At 46.9% G+C, this 19,851-nt stretch carries 15 protein-coding genes; 9 read left to right on the plus strand and 6 right to left on the minus strand.

Annotated elements, in window-relative coordinates; translation table 11 throughout:
- Window positions 1-2 precede the first annotated feature (2 nt).
- The 4 genes from glsB (at window position 3) to G6N79_RS07665 (ending at window position 7,864) form a co-directional block, all read left to right on the plus strand.
- The gene (gene glsB, locus G6N79_RS07650) at window positions 3-968 is read left to right on the plus strand and encodes a glycine N(alpha)-acyltransferase GlsB (protein WP_103907073.1); all 966 of its coding nucleotides are present in this window, start codon (window positions 3-5) and stop codon (window positions 966-968) included.
- A gap of 582 nt (window positions 969-1,550) precedes the next feature.
- The gene (locus G6N79_RS07655; protein WP_103907074.1) at window positions 1,551-4,793 is read left to right on the plus strand and encodes a SusC/RagA family TonB-linked outer membrane protein; all 3,243 of its coding nucleotides are present in this window, start codon (window positions 1,551-1,553) and stop codon (window positions 4,791-4,793) included.
- Window positions 4,794-4,804: 11 nt separating this feature from the next.
- Entirely contained in the window at window positions 4,805-6,322 is a 1,518-nt protein-coding gene (locus G6N79_RS07660; protein ID WP_103907075.1) for a SusD/RagB family nutrient-binding outer membrane lipoprotein, read from the plus strand.
- Window positions 6,323-6,340: 18 nt separating this feature from the next.
- Window positions 6,341-7,864 (plus strand): DUF5689 domain-containing protein, encoded by a 1,524-nt coding sequence (locus G6N79_RS07665; RefSeq protein ID WP_164527204.1) that lies wholly within the window; start codon window positions 6,341-6,343, stop codon window positions 7,862-7,864.
- A gap of 217 nt (window positions 7,865-8,081) precedes the next feature.
- Here the strand turns inward: G6N79_RS07665 and G6N79_RS07670 are convergent, their stop codons facing one another.
- The 5 genes from G6N79_RS07670 to ubiE form a co-directional block, all read right to left on the minus strand.
- The gene (locus G6N79_RS07670; protein WP_103907076.1) at window positions 8,082-8,498 is read right to left on the minus strand and encodes a hypothetical protein; all 417 of its coding nucleotides are present in this window, start codon (window positions 8,496-8,498) and stop codon (window positions 8,082-8,084) included.
- A 93-nt stretch (window positions 8,499-8,591) separates the two neighbouring features.
- A complete protein-coding gene (locus tag G6N79_RS07675) occupies window positions 8,592-9,038 on the minus strand; it encodes a GNAT family N-acetyltransferase (protein WP_103907077.1) in 447 nt (148 codons plus the stop codon).
- Window positions 9,039-9,048: 10 nt separating this feature from the next.
- On the minus strand, window positions 9,049-9,498 hold the full coding sequence (locus G6N79_RS07680; protein WP_103907078.1) for a GatB/YqeY domain-containing protein: 450 nt from the start codon (window positions 9,496-9,498) through the stop codon (window positions 9,049-9,051).
- 7 nt (window positions 9,499-9,505) lie between these two features.
- Window positions 9,506-10,270 (minus strand): SDR family NAD(P)-dependent oxidoreductase, encoded by a 765-nt coding sequence (locus G6N79_RS07685; RefSeq protein ID WP_394341712.1) that lies wholly within the window; start codon window positions 10,268-10,270, stop codon window positions 9,506-9,508.
- Window positions 10,271-10,288: 18 nt separating this feature from the next.
- Window positions 10,289-11,026, minus strand: a complete 738-nt coding sequence (gene ubiE / locus G6N79_RS07690) for a bifunctional demethylmenaquinone methyltransferase/2-methoxy-6-polyprenyl-1,4-benzoquinol methylase UbiE (protein WP_103907080.1) — start codon at window positions 11,024-11,026, stop codon at window positions 10,289-10,291.
- Between the two features lie 400 nt (window positions 11,027-11,426).
- Between ubiE and dnaB the strand changes: the two genes are divergently transcribed.
- Window positions 11,427-13,022 (plus strand): replicative DNA helicase, encoded by a 1,596-nt coding sequence (dnaB, locus tag G6N79_RS07695; protein WP_103907082.1) that lies wholly within the window; start codon window positions 11,427-11,429, stop codon window positions 13,020-13,022.
- A 702-nt stretch (window positions 13,023-13,724) separates the two neighbouring features.
- On the opposite strand, the gene G6N79_RS07700 is transcribed toward dnaB, so the two are convergent.
- A complete protein-coding gene (locus G6N79_RS07700) occupies window positions 13,725-14,408 on the minus strand; it encodes a M15 family metallopeptidase (protein ID WP_103907083.1) in 684 nt (227 codons plus the stop codon).
- A 207-nt stretch (window positions 14,409-14,615) separates the two neighbouring features.
- On the opposite strand from G6N79_RS07700, the gene G6N79_RS07705 reads away from it, so the two are divergent.
- The 4 genes from G6N79_RS07705 (at window position 14,616) to G6N79_RS07720 (ending at window position 19,728) form a co-directional block, all read left to right on the plus strand.
- Window positions 14,616-15,752 carry a TlpA family protein disulfide reductase gene (locus tag G6N79_RS07705; protein WP_103907084.1) on the plus strand — a complete coding sequence of 379 codons (1,137 nt, stop codon included), beginning with the start codon at window positions 14,616-14,618 and terminating at the stop codon, window positions 15,750-15,752.
- Window positions 15,753-15,842: 90 nt separating this feature from the next.
- Entirely contained in the window at window positions 15,843-16,472 is a 630-nt protein-coding gene (locus G6N79_RS07710) for a chloramphenicol acetyltransferase (protein WP_103907085.1), read from the plus strand.
- Window positions 16,473-16,648: 176 nt separating this feature from the next.
- The gene (locus G6N79_RS07715; RefSeq protein WP_103907086.1) at window positions 16,649-18,931 is read left to right on the plus strand and encodes an ATP-dependent helicase; all 2,283 of its coding nucleotides are present in this window, start codon (window positions 16,649-16,651) and stop codon (window positions 18,929-18,931) included.
- Between the two features lie 56 nt (window positions 18,932-18,987).
- The gene (locus tag G6N79_RS07720) at window positions 18,988-19,728 is read left to right on the plus strand and encodes a DUF4290 domain-containing protein (protein WP_103907087.1); all 741 of its coding nucleotides are present in this window, start codon (window positions 18,988-18,990) and stop codon (window positions 19,726-19,728) included.
- Window positions 19,729-19,851 lie beyond the last annotated feature (123 nt).

Here is a 19,851-nt window from a genome sequence, read left to right on the forward strand (position 1 = left end):
GTATGCAAGAAATAATCGAACCGGTAGATAGAGAATTAATAAAGAAAGAACTGACGCCAGAGGCATTCGTTCGCTATACCAATAATGGTAGCAACGAAGTGTACTTGGTGAATTACCATACCGCTCCCAATATCATGCGAGAAATCGGCAGATTGCGGGAACTGACCTTCCGTGGTGCTGGTGGAGGCACAGGCCTTCCATTGGATATCGATGAGAATGATACCGCAGCCCACAACTACGATCAGCTGATCGCCTGGAATCCCGAGGACGAAGAGGTCATCGCCGGTTACCGCGTGATCAAGTGTGACCATTCCATCGCCGAGAATGGTGATATCCATCTCTCCACGGCACATTACTTCGAGTTTTCGGACAAATTCAAAGAGGAATTCCTACCCTATACCATTGAGTTGGGCAGATCGTGGGTGCAGCCGAAGTATCAGCCCGCAGTTGATAACCGAAAGGGCATCTTTTCCTTGGACAACCTATGGGACGGGCTCGGCGCTCTAGTGCTGATGAATCCGGAAGTGAAATATCTGTTCGGCAAAGTGACCATGTATCCCCATTACAATGAAGAAGCTCGGGATCTCCTGATCTACTTCATGAATCATTACTTCCCGGACCGCGACAACCTGGTGGAGCCAGTTAAAGAGCTCTATTTGGGATATAAAACCGATATCAGCAAATATCAGGGCATTTTCGATGGATTGGATTATAAGGAAGGGTATAAGATATTGAATGCGAAGATCCGCGAACTGGGCGAAAATATCCCGCCATTGATCAATACGTATATGAACCTGTCGCCGACCATGCGGGTTTTCGGAACGGCGCGGAACAATGAGTTCGGCGAAGTGGAAGAAACAGGCATTCTGATTTCCTTGGATGACGTCTATCCCGTGAAGAAAGAAAGGCACATGTCCACTTTCGAACGCGACAGACATTACGGCCAACGTCCCGTTAAAGTAAGATAATTATTGGGAAGGAAAAGGCGAAAGCCATTTCTGAGACCCATCGAAATAGTATAAAAGTCAGCAGGAAACCTGCTGACTTTTTTTTATCCCACCCCTTAAGACATATTGTTGCTCATAGCAAGAAGAAACTTTCGTCATTTTCAATAGGATGACACGCGAGAAAATAACTTATCGCCTGATTTTGCGTGTTTGTCTGTGAAGTTGTTGTTGCTTAATAAAAATTAAAAAACCTTAATTAATAGGTTTAATTAGCTGTAAAAAACGCTTTTCAGTTTAATCGTAGTGGTATGAATGTCGCTTTTAACAATTTCTTAACCATTTATTATCAATAACCAAACATTCCCGTAACACACAGGTTATCTAGCACGCTTATTTTTGCGCTAAAATCGAGCGGATAGTCTTGATTTTGGCAAAAAAGCGTTCCTGAAGCTGTGAATTCGAGTAAAAGTACCGCATGAAACAGCAGATTGATTCTTTTTTTTAAGGAAATAAAAGAATGGAAAGTCGGGAATGGCCGGTATGAAAGCGAAATATATCATCCTTATACAGCAATAGTATAACAAACTGAAAAATTACCTATCAATGTATCGATCTTCAAAGAAGTTAAGCAAAGTCGGGATCCTCTTGATCATGGGAATGGCCATGCAGGGGACGGCGACCGGTTCGGTTCCTTATTATCCGGTGGAGACCCACGTGGTGCAGGAGCAGATCAACGTCCGGATTACCGTCAAGGATCAGGAAACAGGAACGGCCTTAAGTGGGGTTAACATGTTGGTAGATGGCAAAGCTATCGGGTTTACCAACGACAGTGGGGTTTTCCAAGGAACCGTAACAAAAGGAACGACCATTCGTCTGCGGATGATTGGTTATACCCAAACAAGCATTACCGTAGAGCGGGAAACGTATGCCGTAGGTCTGAATTCCCTAGATGAATCCATCGACGAGGTTGTTGTTACAGCCTTGGGTATCAAGCGTGAGGAAAAGGCCCTGGGTTATGCCACCACGACGGTAAAGGGTGAACAGCTAACTGACGCAATGTCCAGCAACTGGATGGATGCGCTATCGGGAAAAGTAGCCGGTCTGAACCTGATGCGGTCCAATGCAGGTCCCGTGGGATCTACCAAAATCATCCTTCGTGGTGAAAGTAACTTGACCGATAACAACGAAGCATTGATCGTTGTGGACGGGGTCGTGGTGAACGGCGGTTCGGGAAGGCGATCTTCCCTAGGTTCCGATTCGCCATACGGAACATCATCGGACAATATGCCGGTGGATTACGGTTCCGGAATGGATGACATCAACCCGGATGATATCGAAAGCGTAACGGTCCTGAAGGGACCTGGTGCAGCAGCACTTTACGGTTCCCGTGCGGCTAACGGTGCGGTGATCATCACAACAAAAACAGGAACCAAGAAAGAACGGGGAATCGGTGTTACCATCAATTCCAATACCTCGTTTGAGAGCATGAACCGCTCCCCGGAACTGCAATATGAATACGGTCAGGGAACAGGCGGTGCTGCACACTATTCCATGGGCAGTTCCATCGATGGTGGAAGCACAAGCGGAACAAGTTCAGCCTATGGGCCGAAATTCGATGGACAAAATTTCTTCCAGTTGGACCCAACAACGCAAAAGGTAGGCTTGGAAAGAACGCCATGGCGTGCCTATGATGGCAAACAGGGGGTAAACGGCTTCTTTGATGTGGGCCGTACCTTTACCAATTCCGTTTCCATTGATGGAAATACGGACAAGACCTCTGCAAGGTTCTCTGCGACGAATGTGCAGAACAAGTGGATCGTGCCCAATACGGGTTACAAACGCAACACATTCTCCCTAGCCGTTAATTCCAAGGTTTCCGAGAAATTGACCATCAATACCAAGGTCAGCTACAATAACCGTTGGAGTGATAACCTTCCGGGCACGGGCTATGGTAACCAATCCCTGATGTACTGGTACATCTTCTGGCAACCGAGTGCCAATATTGAATGGTTGCGCGATTATTGGGTAAAGGGAGAAGAACAACGGAAGATTTTCTATCCTTACAGTACCTATCCGGAAAACCCATATGCGATCTCGTATGAGTTTATCAATGCCAATAACAGGCATACCTTTACGGGAAATGCACAGGCATCCTACCAGTTTACCAAGGAACTGAGCTTACAGGTTCGTGCAGCGATGGACTTCTCCGCGGAGAACAGGAACCAGAACCGCCCTTATGATGCGGGTTCCAAATTGGCAGAAGGAAGTTTCCGGACCCAATCCATTTTTTCCCGCGAAACGAATGCTGATTTCCTATTGCGCTACGCCAAGAAGCTGAACGATGATTTCGATTTCTCGGCAACAGTGGGTGGTGCAACCTTGAATAATGAATACCGAAGGGATGATATGACTTCCGATGGATTAACCTATCCGGGAATCTATAACCATGGAAACGCCAAATACGGAATCAAAACGCAACAGCTAAATGAGCGTTTCCAGACCAACAGCTTCTATGGTCTATTCACGGCAGCTTATAAAGAATTCCTTTTCCTAGATTTTACCGGTCGTATGGACTGGACGTCTACCTTAGCGGCAGTTAAGGATCCAGATAAGAAATTGAATTTCTTTTACCCATCGGTGAATGCCAGCTTTGTGATTTCGGAGGTTGCAGAAATGCCTTCCTTCATCAATTTTGCGAAAGTACGTGCATCGGTGGCCGGTACAGGTTCTGGTGTCACGAAACCATACATGACCAACTTCGCTTACCAGAAGCCGCCGAATTTAGTGGGCGGAGGAAATATCATGAACCCTACGGGATTGGTCAATCCGATGATCCTTCCGTTGAAGACTTCATCGTATGAAGTTGGTATGGATGTGCGCATGTTCAGAAAACGCGTGAACTTGGATGTAGCCTTATACAAAGCGAATACGTTCAGCCAGCACTTGAACCGTATTGTGGACGCTTCATCCGGAGTGAGCCGCTACCTGATCAACCTGGGTGAGGTGCAGAACTCTGGTGTGGAAGTGGCCTTGAACACCGATCAGATCAAAAAGGATAGCGGATTCAACTGGTCTTCCATGTTGACCTATACCAGCAATAAGAACGAGATCAAGCAGTTGGCGGATAGCTCCATTGTCCTGCAGCAACGTTCCGTTGGTTCCGGGCAAATCGTCGGATTTGTAGGAGGTAGCTTGGGCGATCTTTACGGATTGGGCTATGAAAGAGCACCGGATGGACAGATCATCTACGATGAATCCACTGGATATGCCAAGATCACCAAGGAGGTCATCTACCTGGGGAATACCATTCCGAAGGGCAAGATGAGCTTGGGAAATAATTTCAGCTATAAAGGCATCCGCCTGAATGTATTGTTCGATGCCCAATGGGGTGGGGTTGCTCACTCGCTGACCCATTATAAATTGGCGGAGCAGGGTAAAACTGTGAACACACTTCCAGGTCGCTACAGCGGCTTGATCGGAAACGGTGTGATACAGAATGCAGATGGATCTTTCCGCCCGAATGATGTCATCGCCACCAATGTGGATGAATACTACCGCTCACATTACGGTGCTGATAATGCCGAAGGAAGCACATTTGCAACCGACTTCCTGAAGTTCCGGGAGGCCCGTCTGGACTATACGTTTAATAGAAACGTGGTTAAACGTCTGGGGATCAATAGAGCAACCATCGGCGTGTATGGACGTGACCTGTTCATCTGGACGAAATGGCCTGCATTTGACCCTGAATTCGGAACATTGGATGGTTCGGATATCGTTAAGGGATTTGAGATTGCGCAGTTCCCATCCACCAGGACATTTGGTTTTAACCTCGTTGTTGGCTTTTAATCGATATTAATATGAAAATCAAGAATATACTGCTTTTGCTCTTGGGAATCACATTCCTGACAAGCTGCGATAAAGACTTTGTGGAGATGAACATCAATCCCACAACCCAAGATAAGGCATTGCCCCATATGTTTATGAACAATGCGCTGATCAATGCCGTAACCTATAACATGAACCGGAACAGGAACTTCAACAACGAGTTGATGCAGGTGACGGTATCCATTGGCGATGGGGATGGCAAGGTGTTCCGTTATGATTTCCGCCGTAGCTGGTCGGATTATACCTGGAACAACCACTACCTGAACATGTCCAACATCAAGGATATTCACAAAACGGCCTCCGAGGAATTGAACTATAACCGTTCTTACCAAGGCGTATCGCTTATTCTACAGGCTTGGGTCTATTCCATCCTGACGGATACCTATGGTGATATTCCGTATACCCAATCCACCTTGGGTCGCGATTCGCTATTGTTCGAACCGAAGTTCGATCTACAGAAGGACATCTACGTCGATTTGCTGAATAAATTGGATACAGCGAATACCCTATTGAAAGCCAATGACCTGATGGAAACGGGAAGTGATCCGATCTATAAAGGTGCACCTGATAAATGGCGTAAATTCGGAAATTCACTGTACCTGCGTCTGCTCTTGCGTATCGTTCATAAACCGGAAGTTCAGGAACATGCCTTGGCGAAGATCAAGGAGATCTTGGAAACCAATGCGTCCAATTATCCGATTATTGCCAGCAATGAAGAGTCAGCGATCTTACGTTGGACCGGAGTAGACGATTTCAAATCACCTTTTATGGCCACACGTGTCCAGGATTTCCGCGCATCGGCAATTTCCGAATTCTTCATGGATTTCCTTCGGGATACCAACGATCCGCGCATCAATATTCCGGAATACGGAACCAGTGGAATCAACCGCTGGGGGATTGCACCAGTATCGGGCAGTTTCGTCGGGGTGCCGAGTGGTTATGCGGCAGGTACGGAGGATTATTCCAAAATGTCCTACTTCTATTCCGCAGACCAGAACAAAGGGGTGAACAGCTTGCAGGTGGAGCCTCTGACGGGTATGATCATGAACTTCTCCGAAGTGGAATTCATCAAGTCCGAGGCGATGTTGAAAGGCTATATCTCGGGCGATCCGAAGACTCCTTTCTACTCGGGTATCGAATCGAATATCAGGTTGTGGATTCCGGAATGGAAGAGCAATGCGAAGGATCACTTGGTGGCTTCGGATATCGACTGGAATGATGCAGATACGTTCGAACAAAAGATGGAACGCATCCATAAGCAGAAATACCTGGCGCTCTTCCTGGTGGATAACCAGCAATGGTTCGAGTACCGCAGAACGGGACACCCTGTATTACCAAAAGGACCAGGTTTGCAGAACAATGGCGAAATGCCGGCACGCATGGCTTACCCAGTGTATGTGCAGTCGTCCAACCCAACAAGTTACAAAGAGGCCATAGCCAGACAGGGTGCCGATGAGATCAATACGAAAGTGTGGTGGCAAAAACCTTAATGAAAAGAAATTATTGACATGAAAAAGCTCATTACTAAAATCCTAGGGGCAGTAGCAGGAATCAGCCTATTGATCGGCTGTACAGAAGGAAACTACCCAGGCGGACAGATCAGTCCATACATCGGCATCTACGATGTCCGTACATTATACAAAGGCTCCCCGGTGGACCTGAACCTGGAAAGCCTAGGTGGTTCCGAGAAGATCACAGCGGTCGTTATATCGGACCATAGCGGGAACAACCTCCCTTCGGACCTATTGATCGTGCAGGACAAGCGTCGCTTGGATTTCCTGCGCGGAATTGCGATTCCTCTGGGTTCTGCAGCAAAAGACTATGTTCCGGGTGACTCGGTGATCATCAATATCAACGGAGGTGTACTGGACCGTGTGGATGGGATCTTACAGATCAAGAATATCGGTGCAGACCGCGTCGAAAAGGTAGCCTCCAACAGGGAGGTGATCACAACGGTCACAAACACCAGCAAACTAATCGAAAGACCCAATGATTTTGAGAGTACGATGGTGGCCATCGTCAAGGGTGGTTTTTCCTACACGCCGAAGCCTGGACAGGTACTTTCTGGTGAACAGCAGATCAACGATGGTTTTGGTTTGATCACACTCAACACGGATCCAAAATCCAAACTGGCCAATCTGCCGCAATACAAGATGGCGAACTATTATGGAATCGTCTTCACCAAATTGGAAGGCGATAGCCTGGTACCATACCACCGTATGCGCATCGAGAAAGATCTGGTTGAGCTGAAATCAGTTTACAAGACGCCGAAAGTAATCATCACTGGTTGGTCCAATGACCCGAAGGGTTCGGATGCGAACAACGAATATTTCCAGTTTATTGCAACTGAAGATATCGACTTTTCAAAAACACCGATGTCCGTTGTGACGTCGAATAACGCCAATGCATCGACACCGACAGGCGTGCCGGTCAATGGCTGGGCAACGGGGGATATGCGTACCTATAAATTCAACCTGACGTCAGGTTTTGCGAAAAAGGGAAGCATTTTCTATGTCGGTGGATCCAACAAACTGATCATGAGCACAGGTTCAACCAGCATCAAAGAGGCCAACTGGATCCTGGCGTATGATTATACCAAAAATGCAGGATTTGACTTTGGAAAAGCAACAAGCAATCTGTTGGCGAATAGTGGTAATGCCTACGGAATCGCGATCTTCGATGGTACCACAGTAACAAAGGAGTCCATCCCTGAGGATGTAGTCTGGGTAGCTACCGGTGGTAGTCTGACCAACAACACCAACGGATACCGCATTACGAACAATGACTTCTATGACATTATCCACCCATTGAATCTTAAGGAACAGCCGTTCTACCGCGCTGGATCAAATACCAATGCCCATACGTACAATACCCCAGCGGATGCGGGCTATTTCAATTACATGGGCGGGGAATTTAACCTGACCTTGGGCCGTTGGACCAAAGCGCGTGCGAAATATGCGCCAACATTGACAAAGGAATCTAAATTGGCGGAGATTGAAGATCCGCTTTACCTGACCAAGTTGGTGGAATAAAAAAACTTACAATCAACCTAAAACCAAGAAAGGGAGGATGCCGAATACGCATTTTCCCTTTTTTTGTCGACGAAAATCCAGTCCGTCAGTACAAAAGATATAATCTTTTGTTGGCCAATAGGTTTGGCAACAGACAGGATGGGGAGGCGAATAAAAGAGCGGTATTTCCTGAGGTACCATTGAATGATTCATGCTGGTTATCAGCATGATCTCTGTATTATTTAGCTAAATCGAATATTTTATTGTCGATTATATAGCTCGCAACTTCATCATTTTCTTGCAGCGTATAACTGCTGGTTCTTACAGGAGATACATCCCATAAATTGGGATTGCTTTGTTCATCATTTTTTCTAAATACCACCTTTTTCGTATTGTCAAAAATAATTTCAACAGAATCTAGCACGCTAGCAAGTAGAAACTCCTCCTGTTGCTGATTTATCCGAATGGATTCCCCCTTATTTATCTTATAGCCATAAGAATAACTATTCGCACTACCATTAATGGTAATATATCTTATTAAATCTACGGTATAATTTGTTTTATTGTTATATAAAAACTCGTTAGTCGTAGGTTTATAAGGCTCTGGCTTGCAGGAGCCTAAAAAAATTAAGAAAAAATATAAGGAATATTTCATGGCTCATAATTTAGGGAAATTTTAGATACATCGTCTATTTGGGTATTTGTTATTCCTGCTGGCTTGTTTTTTAATTCAACCCTAATACTTAGGCTAGAAATAGAGCGCCATTTCCTGGTGGGGGATGTTATCTTCCAGGTAGACCTCACTTTCCACTATAAAACCCAAATCCGTGTAGAACTTATGGAGGTACTCTTGTGCACTGATCCGGATCGGCATACCGGGGAATTGCTGTTTTTGGATTGCGATGGCTCTTTCCATCAATTCCTTGCCGTACTTATGGCTGCGGTAATCGGGATGGACGACCACACGACCGATGGAGCTACAGCCGGGATAGGAGACCTCCGGGGGAAGCAGGCGGGCATAGGCCACACAGGTGTCATCCTGCCAACCGAACAGATGGGTGCTCTGCTGGTCCTTATCATCACATTCGGGGTAGAGGCAGTCCTGTTCCAGCATGAACACATCGATGCGTACCTGTAGTATTTTGTACAGCTCCAATGCACTCAGCGCAGAAAAGGACTTACTCCGCCACTCCATGGTATTGCGCTTAGCTCAAAAGAGATTTAACGACTTCTGAAATGGTCCGGCCATCGGCCTGTCCAGCAAGCTTCTGGTTGGCTGCACCCATTACTTTTCCCATATCCTTAATGGAAGAAGCGCCGGTTTCTGCAATGATCCCACGAACCACGTTTTCGATTTCTTCGCGTTCCAACTGTTTCGGTAGGTATTCTTCAATCACCTGCATCTCCTCGATCTCAATCGTATACAGATCCTTGCGGTCCTGTTGTTGGTAGATTTCCGCAGACTCCTTACGTTGTTTCACCAATTTCTGAAGGACTTTGATCTCGCCGTCCTCAGTTAGTTCCTCTGCGTGTCCCTTTTCGGTATTCGCCAATAAGATGGCCGCTTTGATAGCGCGCAGACCGCGTAAGCGGATCGTGTCCTTGGCGATCATAGCCGCCTTGATATCTTGGTTGATTTGTGTTTCTAATGACATACTGTTTTTATTTTCTGATAACGAGGGTACCGTTGGCTTGTGCGGTAGGCATCACCAACAGGTCGTTGATATTTACATGTTTTGGGCGGGAAAGCACAAAGGATACGATCTCCGCAATATCTTGGCCGGATAAAGGCGTCAATCCATGATACACTGCCTTCGCTCGGTCCTTATCTCCATTGAAACGCACTTCAGAGAACTCCGTTTCCACCATGCCCGGGTCAATACTGGTCACCTTGATGCCCTGTGCCAAGAGGTCGATGCGCATGGCCTTGGTCAATGCGTCAACCGCGTGCTTGGTCGCACAGTAGACATTGCCATTTGGATAAACCTCCTTGCCAGCAATGGAGCCCAAGTTGATGATGTGTGGCTGTTCGCTGTTGGCCATCATCGGCACCACGTATTTGGTAACATAGAGTAAACCCTTTACATTGGTGTCGATCATGCGGTCCCAGTCCCCAATTTTGCCATCCTGGATAGGATCCAAGCCTTGGCTCAATCCGGCGTTATTGATGAGGATATCGACCTGCTGCCATGCTGCCGGCAGGTTGCCCAATTGGGATTCCACCTCATCTGCATTGCGGACGTCCAGTTTAAAGGTATGCGTTTCTACTGCGGGGTCGATGGCCAGGAGCTGTTGAACAAGCGTCTCCAGTCTGTCCAATCGTCTGGCGCAAAGCAGAAACCTATATTTGTGTTCCCTTGCTAATTCCAATGCACAAGCAGCACCGATTCCGGAGCTTGCACCTGTAATTAAAACCGTTCTCATGATCTGATCGTTTATATTGACTTATTTGTCGCATTCATATATGGTGCAGAACCCGAAGGTCTGCGGGCGGACAGTACATTTCGAGAAACCCACCTGTTTGGTGATCGCTGCAAAACGCTCTCCATCCGGGAATTTCGCCACCGATTCCGGCAGGTATTCGTAGGCTCTATTGTCCTTAGAAATCAATTTGCCCATTGCCGGGGTAATCTTATGGAAATAGATATTGAACAACTGTTTGATCGGGAAGGCTGTCGGATTGGACAGCTCCAGAACAATGGCCTTGCCCCCTGGCTTCAGCACCCGGCGGATATCGCTGAGCCCTTTTTCCAGATTCTCGAAATTCCGAACGCCAAACGCTACGGTCACTGCATCGAAAGTATCATCCGCAAAAGGAAGATTCTCCGAATCACCAAGGGTAACCTCAAACTGATCCTGCAGGCCTTTCTTGGCAATCTTCTCCTTCGCAACGTCCAACATCCCCTGGGAGATGTCCACGCCGATGATCTTCTTTGGATTCAGGATCTTGATCGAGTCGATAGCAAAGTCACCCGTGCCGGTAGCAACGTCCAGGATGTACTGTGGTTTGAGCGGTGCCAAGGAACGGATTGCCTTCTTGCGCCAGATCGTGTCGATACCCATGGTCATGAAACGGTTCAGCATATCGTAGGTCTTCGAGATGTTGTTGAACATATCGGCAACCTGCTCCTTTTTACCGTCCTGTTGATTGTAGGGTTTTACTGTAGATGAATCGTTTGACATGCTACAAAGATACAATAAAGTCGGCACAAAAAACCGTCTTTCCAAGGTCAGTTTTAAACAGAAAGAATACCTCAAAGGCCTTAACTCATTGACTATGAATTTGAAGAGCGGAATGGCTAAAAATTACCCTGGGGAAATTGCAGCGTGTAGGTTATTCACAACGCGCGATCTTATCCACATCTGTATAATATATTGAGTATTAATGCGTAAATTATACTATCCACAGGTTATCAACAATTGTTGTGGAATACTACCCTGCGTTTTCAGAGTGTGGTAGCGTGATTGTTGACGCATGGATTTTGTACTGTTCATAACTTGATGGGGGCTGGATGTTTATTTTTCTTACATTTGTTACCCTATCGAGAAAACAGAAAAATCAAGCCGGGAAAAAGTTTATAGTATGTCTTTAGAAAACGAATTTACAAACAGTGGTTCAGGACAGCCGAGCCGCGCAAGTTTCAACAAAAAGCGAACAAGTCTCAATAACCTGGTTTCAGGTTTAGGGAAGCTTCCACCACAGGCACTCGACCTGGAGGAAGCGGTATTGGGTGCGCTGATGTTGGAGAAAAATGCGCTGAGCGAGGTCATCGATATCCTGAAGCCTGACTCATTTTATAAAGAAGCACACCAAAAGATCTTTGAAGCTATTTTCAGCCTCTTCCAGAAAACATCACCGATCGATATCCTGACCGTTGTGGCGGAATTGCGGCAGATGGGCGCACTGGAAATGGTGGGTGGAGCTTACTATATCACCCAGCTAACGGATCGCGTTGTCTCGGCAGCAAACATTGAATACCATGCGCGTATTATCTCGCAAAAATATATCCAGCGTGAGCTGATCAAGGTATCCACGGAGATTATCAATTCTTCGTACGATGAAACATCAGATATCTTCGATCTATTGGACCATGCGGAGAAATCCCTTTTCGATATTGCGCAGAACAACCTGCGCCGCGACTCCCGGAAGATGGACGATATCATGCGCGAGGCGATTTCCTCCTTGGAGCTCCTGCGTGACCGTACCGACGGCCTAACGGGTATCCCATCGGGACTGACGGCGCTGGATCGGATGACCTCCGGATGGCAGCCTTCCGATTTGGTGATCATCGCGGCACGTCCGGCCATGGGTAAGACGGCCTTCGTCCTTTCGGTCGCCCGAAATGCGGCGGTGGACCATAACCGTCCGGTTGCCGTATTCTCCCTGGAGATGTCCTCCGTACAGTTGGTGAATCGTCTGATTGCCGGAGAGACCGAAATCGAACAGGAGAAGTTGAAAAAGGGGAATCTGGCGGACCACGAGTGGCAGCAGTTGCACTCCCGCATCGGACGTTTGACCGAAGCACCATTGATCATCGATGATACCCCGGCATTGAACGTCTTTGAGTTCCGCGCGAAATGTCGCCGTCTGAAGGCACAATACGATATACAGATGGTCATCGTCGATTACCTGCAGCTGATGCACGGTAAGAGTGAAGGCAAGGGCGGTGGTAACCGTGAGCAGGAGATCGGTAGTATCTCCCGTGCCCTGAAATCTGTGGCCAAAGAATTGAATATCCCGGTTCTGGCGCTCTCGCAGTTAAGTCGTGCGGTAGAGTCGAGACCAGGGAACAGTAAGCGTCCAATGCTCTCCGACCTTCGTGAGTCGGGTTCCATCGAGCAGGATGCCGATATGGTACTCTTCCTGTACCGCCCGGAATATTACGGATTGACGGAAGATGAAGAAGGAAGACCTACGGCAGGGGTCGGCGAGGTAATTATCGCCAAGCACCGTAACGGTGAGACCGGAATCGTGCCATTGCGCTTCGTCGGAAAATACGTGAAGTTCGTCGATCTTGAAGATGACTTCTCCGGTATGTCGGCTGACACGGGAAGCTTCCAGGATTTCGGAACCGGCATGGGCAGCGCCATGCAACCCTCCAATAACTTCGGCGACTTCGGCCGCGGCATAACCATGCCTTCCCGCATGAACGATATGCCGGATGATGCACCGTTTTAAAAGTAGTTAGTAGTTAGTATAAAGTAGTTAGACCGATGGCGGTTTTTTCGGCCACGCTGGCGAAATGTAGTAACAGGAGCAGTAAGATGATTTTTTGTGCCTACGGCATTTAAGCTGGCGCAAGAGTTGTGCGGAGGGCCGGTACGGTTGATCTCTTGTGCCTTAGACATGCGCTATCATCCCAATCGTCTTTCTGCTCCAAGCTGGCTAGCGCAAGGGTTAAATAGATGTCTTGTGCAGCTGTTTATTTTGTGCCTACGGCATGTTTTTCGGCACAAGTCCGCCACCGCGCAGGCCACCACAAAAGACTTGCGCCAGCGTGTGAAATGATGCGTTTAGGAGGGATTTTGGGAGGGAATGGGCGCGCAGAGCGCGCCCATTCCCTCCCAAAATCCCTCCCTTATTTCAAGCGCACAACGCTGGCGCAAGAGTTGTGCGGCTGCCTGTGTGTTGGATCTCTTGTGCCTCGAAATCTTCCCCCTTTTTTAATCCCAAGCCACCCGCTAGCGCAAGAGTTGTGCGGATTTCATGCGCAGCTGTTGTTTTGTGCCTACGGCATGTTTTTTTGCCCTTTTTTTAATATCGAGCCACGCTGGCGCAAGAGTTGTGCGGCTGCCTGTGTGTTGGATCTCTTGTGCCTACGGCTGCTTCACGCTTACGCTTAAATCCCTGCAACTCTCCCATAGCCATCATCCCTAAATCCTACCGAATCGGAAAATCATAATACACTTCTTTATTGGGTTCATTGATCAACGTATAATGCCACCATTCCTCCGCGATCGACTTAAACCCGTGCTTTTCCATGATATGGCGCAGCTTCTTTCGGTTTGCCTTCTGCACCGCTGTAATCCCTTGATAATCGTGATGCGATCGCTCGCCGAAATAGTCGAATCCCGATCCCATATCCAATTCTTTGCCGTCACGGAGATCGATCAAGGTAAGGTCAATCGTACTGCCACGGGAGTGGCCCGATTTCTCGGCGATGTACCCCAAATTGAAGAGATCCCTTTTGTCCACATCGGGATAGAACTCCTGCTTGGCAACCGTATCGGCAATTGCCGATGCCCATTCCTTAAAATGATCCACGGCCTGCTGCGGACGGTAGGCATCAAAAACCTTAAAGCCCAGGTTTTCCGCAGCTAGTTCCCGCTGTGCACTGGCCAGCGCAATAGCTGCTGCCTTACTCAGGTAAATCCTATTCCCCTCATAGCCACGGATGGGACGCCCCACGAAATTATGATCCCCATGATACCGCAGATCGATTGCAAGGGTAGGGATGGCCTTTTTCAGATCCACAAAAAGATCAGGAATCGACTGCCGCTGTACGCCGCAAGAAACGAACAGTAGGGAAAAAATCAAAGAGTATAGGAAGAGGTTTCTTTTCATGGATAGCCAAAATTGATCAATAGGTTAAAGATAAGGGAATATACGTAAAAGTGTGGGATCGACGGACCGGTCAATGCTCCTTGATGAGGTAATGGCTGAATTGCACCGAATTCTAAAAGTTGTTGTTGGGCAATTGGTTATCTGTAAAAAACTATCAGATTCTTGTGATATTGTTCGTACATTTAATTCACCAAAATAAACTTAAGCATGTCCATTAGTCGATATATCCTTCTGGGATTTATTTGGTTTTTAACTGTTCCAAATTCCAATGCCCAGCAGCTAGAGGAAGTCCTCCGACCATTTTTAAATTTTAAAACGTTAAGTTATACAGGGAATCTTGTTGAAAAGGGTGTATTAGATGACAAGCTCTACAGAAATACCATCAAAGCAAGTTTCGATTATTCCGGTAAGGATAGTGTCCAAAAAGTTCATAAGAAAGCTTACGCGGCCTGGAGGGATGCTAACAAATTGATTACTCTGGATTATTCGGATAGTACGTATAAGGTAAAGGAAAGAAATGAATATACAGGCCCTATTGATGATTCCTTTTTAGAGAGAATCAAACGAACCGCAAACAAATATCCGACGTTCCTGAAAGAAATCCCTAAAAGAGATTCGGTGCTAGATGGGAAAACGTATTATCTATATGAGTTTACCCCTTACGATTCCGTTTCGAATAACAAAAGATTTTATGAAACTACTAAGCTTTTAGTCGATAAGAAGACATTTGTTCCTGCTTTATATAGATTTGAGTTTGCCACAACGCTGATGGATAATGTTACCTATGTTACCTACTTCGTCGATCAATACCTTCACAATATTCGGATTAACGACCCAAATTTTAAGGATATTTCTGATATGACATTGCCAGCCAATTTCAAAACCTATGTTCCTAAAAAGAGACTGCCTATGTTAGTGGAAGGTACGGATGTGCCAAGTTTGAGTTTTTTGGACCAGGAACAGCAGCCTTTAGATTTAACTAATTTCAAAGGAAAAGTTATCTTATTAAATATAAGTTTAGTGGCATGTCCTCATAGTGTCAATTCGGTAAAGATGTTGAATGATTTTCATCACACATATGGAGACCAGAATTTAGTTATTATTTCTGTCTATCCCGTAGATGCTGCAGAAGATGTACAGAATATGGTGGCAAAATTCAATATCGAATATCCATATTACCAAAACACCAAAAACACACAGGTTCAACTCAAAGAATTTCAAACTTTGGGATACCCAGCTTTCTATGTTATTGATAAAAACGCGAAAATAAAAGCTGGTTTTGAAGGCTATAGTGATGAAATAGCCAAGAAGATAAAGGCAAAGATTGAACAGTCGATTTTATAGGTTATCTTTTTTCTGGTCTTTGTGCAACTTTTTAAGTTCCACCAAAACAACATGCCCTCCATTTCAAAAAAAATATTTTACTTAGCATGTATGAAGCAACGGATAGACCAGTCGACCTGGGAAAGAAAGGAGCATTATGCCTTCTTCAGCAAATTTGATGAGCCAATCTATGGCGTAACAGTTCCCGTGGATTGTACGAAGGCGTACCAGACAGCCAAAGAAAAAGGAGTTTCCTTTTTTATGTATTACCTGTACCGGGCATTGCAGGCCTTCAATGCCATCGAGAATTTTAGGTTGCGCATATACGAGGGAGAGGTTTATCTTTATGACGTTACCCATGCTTCCACGACGATGCTTCGGGAGGATAAGACCTTTGGGTTTACCTATATCGACTATCATCCGGATGAACAAGTTTTTCTGGAAGGCGCCCTTTCGGAAATTGCGCGGGTCAAGGCGAATTCCGGTTTGGAGCTTCGCGATGTGGAACCGAATATGGTGCAGTGTTCTGCGCTACCATGGCTGGATTTTACCGGCCTTTCGCATGCGCGCAGCTTCTCCAGGATCGATAGCTGCCCGAAAATATCCTTCGGTAAACTGGTGGATGAAGCGGGGGCAAAACGGATGAATATATCCATCCATGTACATCACGGACTGGTGGATGGGTACCATATCGGACTGTTCGTCGAAAAGTTCCAGCAATTGCTGGATGGAGTCGCATAATCTCCCTAAAACACGGTCTATTGGCGTGCTTACAACCCCCTCAGTGACTCTGTGGTAATAGGGGGCTTCGCCGTGCGTTCCTCTGTGGATAAATCATTAGCATAGTCCATTGATTTTTATTAAATTTGGGTCCCCCATTTTTGAGGTAATACGAAACATAAATTTAGGAGAACATTTTGGATTATTTAGCAGGACTGAACCCCTCTCAACGAGCTGCTGTAGAACAGATTAAAGGACCGGTGATGATCGTTGCGGGTGCTGGGTCTGGCAAGACAAGAGTGATTACTTACCGCGTAGCCCACCTGATCAGGCAGGGTGTCGATCCGTTCAATATATTGGTTTTAACCTTTACGAATAAGGCGGCGAAGGAAATGCGCGAGCGTATCATGAAGGTCGTTGGTGCCGAGGCGAAGAACATATGGATGGGAACCTTTCACTCGATCTTTGCGCGTATCCTGCGCGTGGAGGCGGAGCTGATCGGCTATCCGAAAAACTTTACGATCTACGATACGGATGATACAAAGAGTCTGTTGCGGGCAATCCTGAAGGAGCTGAACCTGGACGATAAGCTGTACAATGTGAACCATGTTTATGGCCGTATCTCATCGGCGAAGAACAACTTGATCTCTCCACAGGAATACAACAAGAACGAAGCGATCATGGCGGAGGATATCGCCAATGGACGCGGACAGCTGGGACAGATCTACATGACCTATGCACAGCGCTGCTACAGGGCAGGGGCCATGGATTTCGACGATCTCCTGTTCAAGACCAATGTGCTCCTGAACAAATACCCCGATGTGCTGCACAAATATCAGCACCAGTTCAAGTACCTGATGGTGGATGAGTACCAGGATACAAACTTCTCGCAGTACCTGATCGTGAAACGATTGGCTGCGGTGAACGAAAATATATGCGTGGTAGGTGATGATGCCCAGAGTATCTATGCCTTCCGCGGTGCCAATATCCAGAACATCCTGAATTTCCAGAAAGATTATCCGGATGTGAAGGTGTTCAAATTGGAACAGAACTACCGATCGACGAAGATGATCGTCAATGCGGCCAACAGCATCATCGCGAACAACAAGAATCAGTTGGAGAAGAATGTATTCTCCGACAATGAGGATGGCGAGAAGATCAAGGTGGCACGTGCGTTTTCGGATAACGAAGAAGGGAAGATCGTCGCGGAGGCCATCTCCCAAGAGAAGGCGTTGAAGAGCTTAAATTACAAGGATTTTGCGATCCTATACCGGACGAATGCGCAATCCAGATCGCTGGAGGAGGCCTTGCGGAAGCTGAATGTGCCGTATAAACTTTATGGAGGTACCTCATTCTACCAACGCAAGGAGATCAAGGACCTGATTGCTTATTTCAGATTGACCTTCAACCCCAACGATGAGGAAGCGTTGAAGCGGGTCATCAATTACCCGCGTCGCGGAATCGGAGATACGACGGTGGAGAAAATCATGGTGGCGGCGGATCAGCAACAATTGCGACTTTGGGATGTGGTTGCCAATGCGCAGATGTTCCTGGACGGACGCAGTGCCGCTTCGGTTTCCAACTTCGGCCTAATGATCCAGAGCTTCCAGGCAACGGCAAAGACCAATACGGCATTCGATACGGCCATGCACATCGCCCAGCACTCCGGTATCCTGAAGGACCTCTATGAGGACAAATCCGTGGAAGGGCTGGCGCGCTATGAAAATATTCAGGAATTACTGAACGGGATCAAGGAATTTTCCGAGCGTGAAGACCTGGAGGAAAAAGGATTGGATATCTTTATGCAGGATATTGCCCTCTTGACCAATGACGACAATGACAAGGATCCGAATGCCGATACGGTTTCGCTGATGACGATCCATGCCTCAAAGGGGCTGGAATTTCCGGTGGTATTTATCGTTGGCTTGGAAGAAAATTTGTTTCCTTCCCAATTATCCTTAAATTCAAGGTCGGAACTGGAGGAGGAGCGGAGGCTGTTCTACGTGGCGGTAACCCGTGCGGAGAAGAAACTGCATCTTTCCTATGCGACGTCCCGTTACCGTTGGGGCACACTGAACAACTGCGAACCGAGCCGCTTTCTGGACGAGTTGAATCCAAGCACTTTGGATCTGGACTTCAACCCACGGACGGCCATGGCGAGCAACGACGATTTCGGCTCCGAGCGTGTCAAATGGCAGCGCAAGGAAGAGTCTTCGGGGGACATGTTCTCCAAGCCGAAGCCGAAGGTGATCAAGACAACATCCATTCTGCCGAAAGCCCACAAACCGACCGAAGGCTTTGCGCCATCGGATACTTCGGGGCTGCAAGTTGGTATGGAAGTTGAGCATGAACGCTTTGGATTTGGTAAGGTAATTAACCTAGAAGGCAATAAACCGGACGTAAAAGCAACTATTTTCTTCAAAGAGTTGGGACAGAAGCAATTGTTGCTTAAATTTGCCAAGCTAAGAATAGTGAATTGATACCCACGATAAAACAGAACTTATAGCACCCCATAGGGGTATTGCAACACAAACATATGATTTTTGATTACAACAGTACAAGACCCAAGTTAATATTAGCTGAGTACGGTAGGAATGTGCAGAATATGGTCGACTATATCTGCAGCTTGCCCGACCGTGAGGAGAGAAACCGCTTGGCGCAGGTCGTTATCGATATGATGGGGGTGCTGAACCCGCATCTGCGCGATGTTTCCGACTTCAAACACAAACTTTGGGATCACCTATACATTATCTCGGATTTCAAGATTGATGTGGACTCCCCATATCCGATTCCGACCAAAGAGAACATCCACCACAAACCGGAACCGTTGAAGTATCCGAACCACAATATCCGCTTTAAGCATTATGGATATACCGTGGAGGAGATGATCGGTAAGGCCATGTCTACCCAGAATGAGGAAGCAAGACAGAAAATGGCGCTTTCGATCGCGAACTTCATGAAAATGGCCTACCTGACCTGGAATAAGGATGCGGTTTCTGACGACCAGATCCTGAACGACTTGCGCGTGCTGTCCTCAGGAGCACTGACTTTGCCTGCAGATACCGTGTTGACCAAGCTGGATTTCAAAACGCCTCCTCCGGGAAGCAGAACCAAGCCGGCAACGGGCAGCGGCAGCAACCAGCAGCAGAACAAAAAGCAGAACAACTCCAACTTCAGGGATCAAAAAGGTGCTGGCGGGCGTAAACCTTCCAACAGCAACTATGGAGGTGGCCACGGTGGACACAGCAACTACAACAATAAAATGAAGAAAAAATAAGCCCATGGAAATAAGGAAAGCAATTGCAGGAAAACCCAACAATTGCTTTCTTTATGCTATGGTCTGTAAACTTGGTCTGGAAGTCAGGGAATTATTCTTGGCTCGGATACCATTATTATACAT

Source organism: Sphingobacterium lactis (assembly GCF_011046555.1).
Lineage (GTDB): Bacteria > Bacteroidota > Bacteroidia > Sphingobacteriales > Sphingobacteriaceae > Sphingobacterium > Sphingobacterium lactis.

What these genes read in the sequence shown, in the direction of transcription:
- glsB (WP_103907073.1), top strand. Translation starts at nt 3, where the DNA reads ATGCAAGAAATAATCGAACCGGTAGATAGAGAATTAATAAAGAAAGAA.
- G6N79_RS07655 (WP_103907074.1), top strand. Translation starts at nt 1,551, where the DNA reads ATGTATCGATCTTCAAAGAAGTTAAGCAAAGTCGGGATCCTCTTGATC.
- G6N79_RS07660 (WP_103907075.1), top strand. Translation starts at nt 4,805, where the DNA reads ATGAAAATCAAGAATATACTGCTTTTGCTCTTGGGAATCACATTCCTG.
- G6N79_RS07665 (WP_164527204.1), top strand. Translation starts at nt 6,341, where the DNA reads ATGAAAAAGCTCATTACTAAAATCCTAGGGGCAGTAGCAGGAATCAGC.
- G6N79_RS07670 (WP_103907076.1), bottom strand. Translation starts at nt 8,498, where the DNA reads ATGAAATATTCCTTATATTTTTTCTTAATTTTTTTAGGCTCCTGCAAG.
- G6N79_RS07675 (WP_103907077.1), bottom strand. Translation starts at nt 9,038, where the DNA reads ATGGAGTGGCGGAGTAAGTCCTTTTCTGCGCTGAGTGCATTGGAGCTG.
- G6N79_RS07680 (WP_103907078.1), bottom strand. Translation starts at nt 9,498, where the DNA reads ATGTCATTAGAAACACAAATCAACCAAGATATCAAGGCGGCTATGATC.
- ubiE (WP_103907080.1), bottom strand. Translation starts at nt 11,026, where the DNA reads ATGTCAAACGATTCATCTACAGTAAAACCCTACAATCAACAGGACGGT.
- dnaB (WP_103907082.1), top strand. Translation starts at nt 11,427, where the DNA reads ATGTCTTTAGAAAACGAATTTACAAACAGTGGTTCAGGACAGCCGAGC.
- G6N79_RS07700 (WP_103907083.1), bottom strand. Translation starts at nt 14,408, where the DNA reads ATGAAAAGAAACCTCTTCCTATACTCTTTGATTTTTTCCCTACTGTTC.
- G6N79_RS07705 (WP_103907084.1), top strand. Translation starts at nt 14,616, where the DNA reads ATGTCCATTAGTCGATATATCCTTCTGGGATTTATTTGGTTTTTAACT.
- G6N79_RS07710 (WP_103907085.1), top strand. Translation starts at nt 15,843, where the DNA reads ATGAAGCAACGGATAGACCAGTCGACCTGGGAAAGAAAGGAGCATTAT.
- G6N79_RS07720 (WP_103907087.1), top strand. Translation starts at nt 18,988, where the DNA reads ATGATTTTTGATTACAACAGTACAAGACCCAAGTTAATATTAGCTGAG.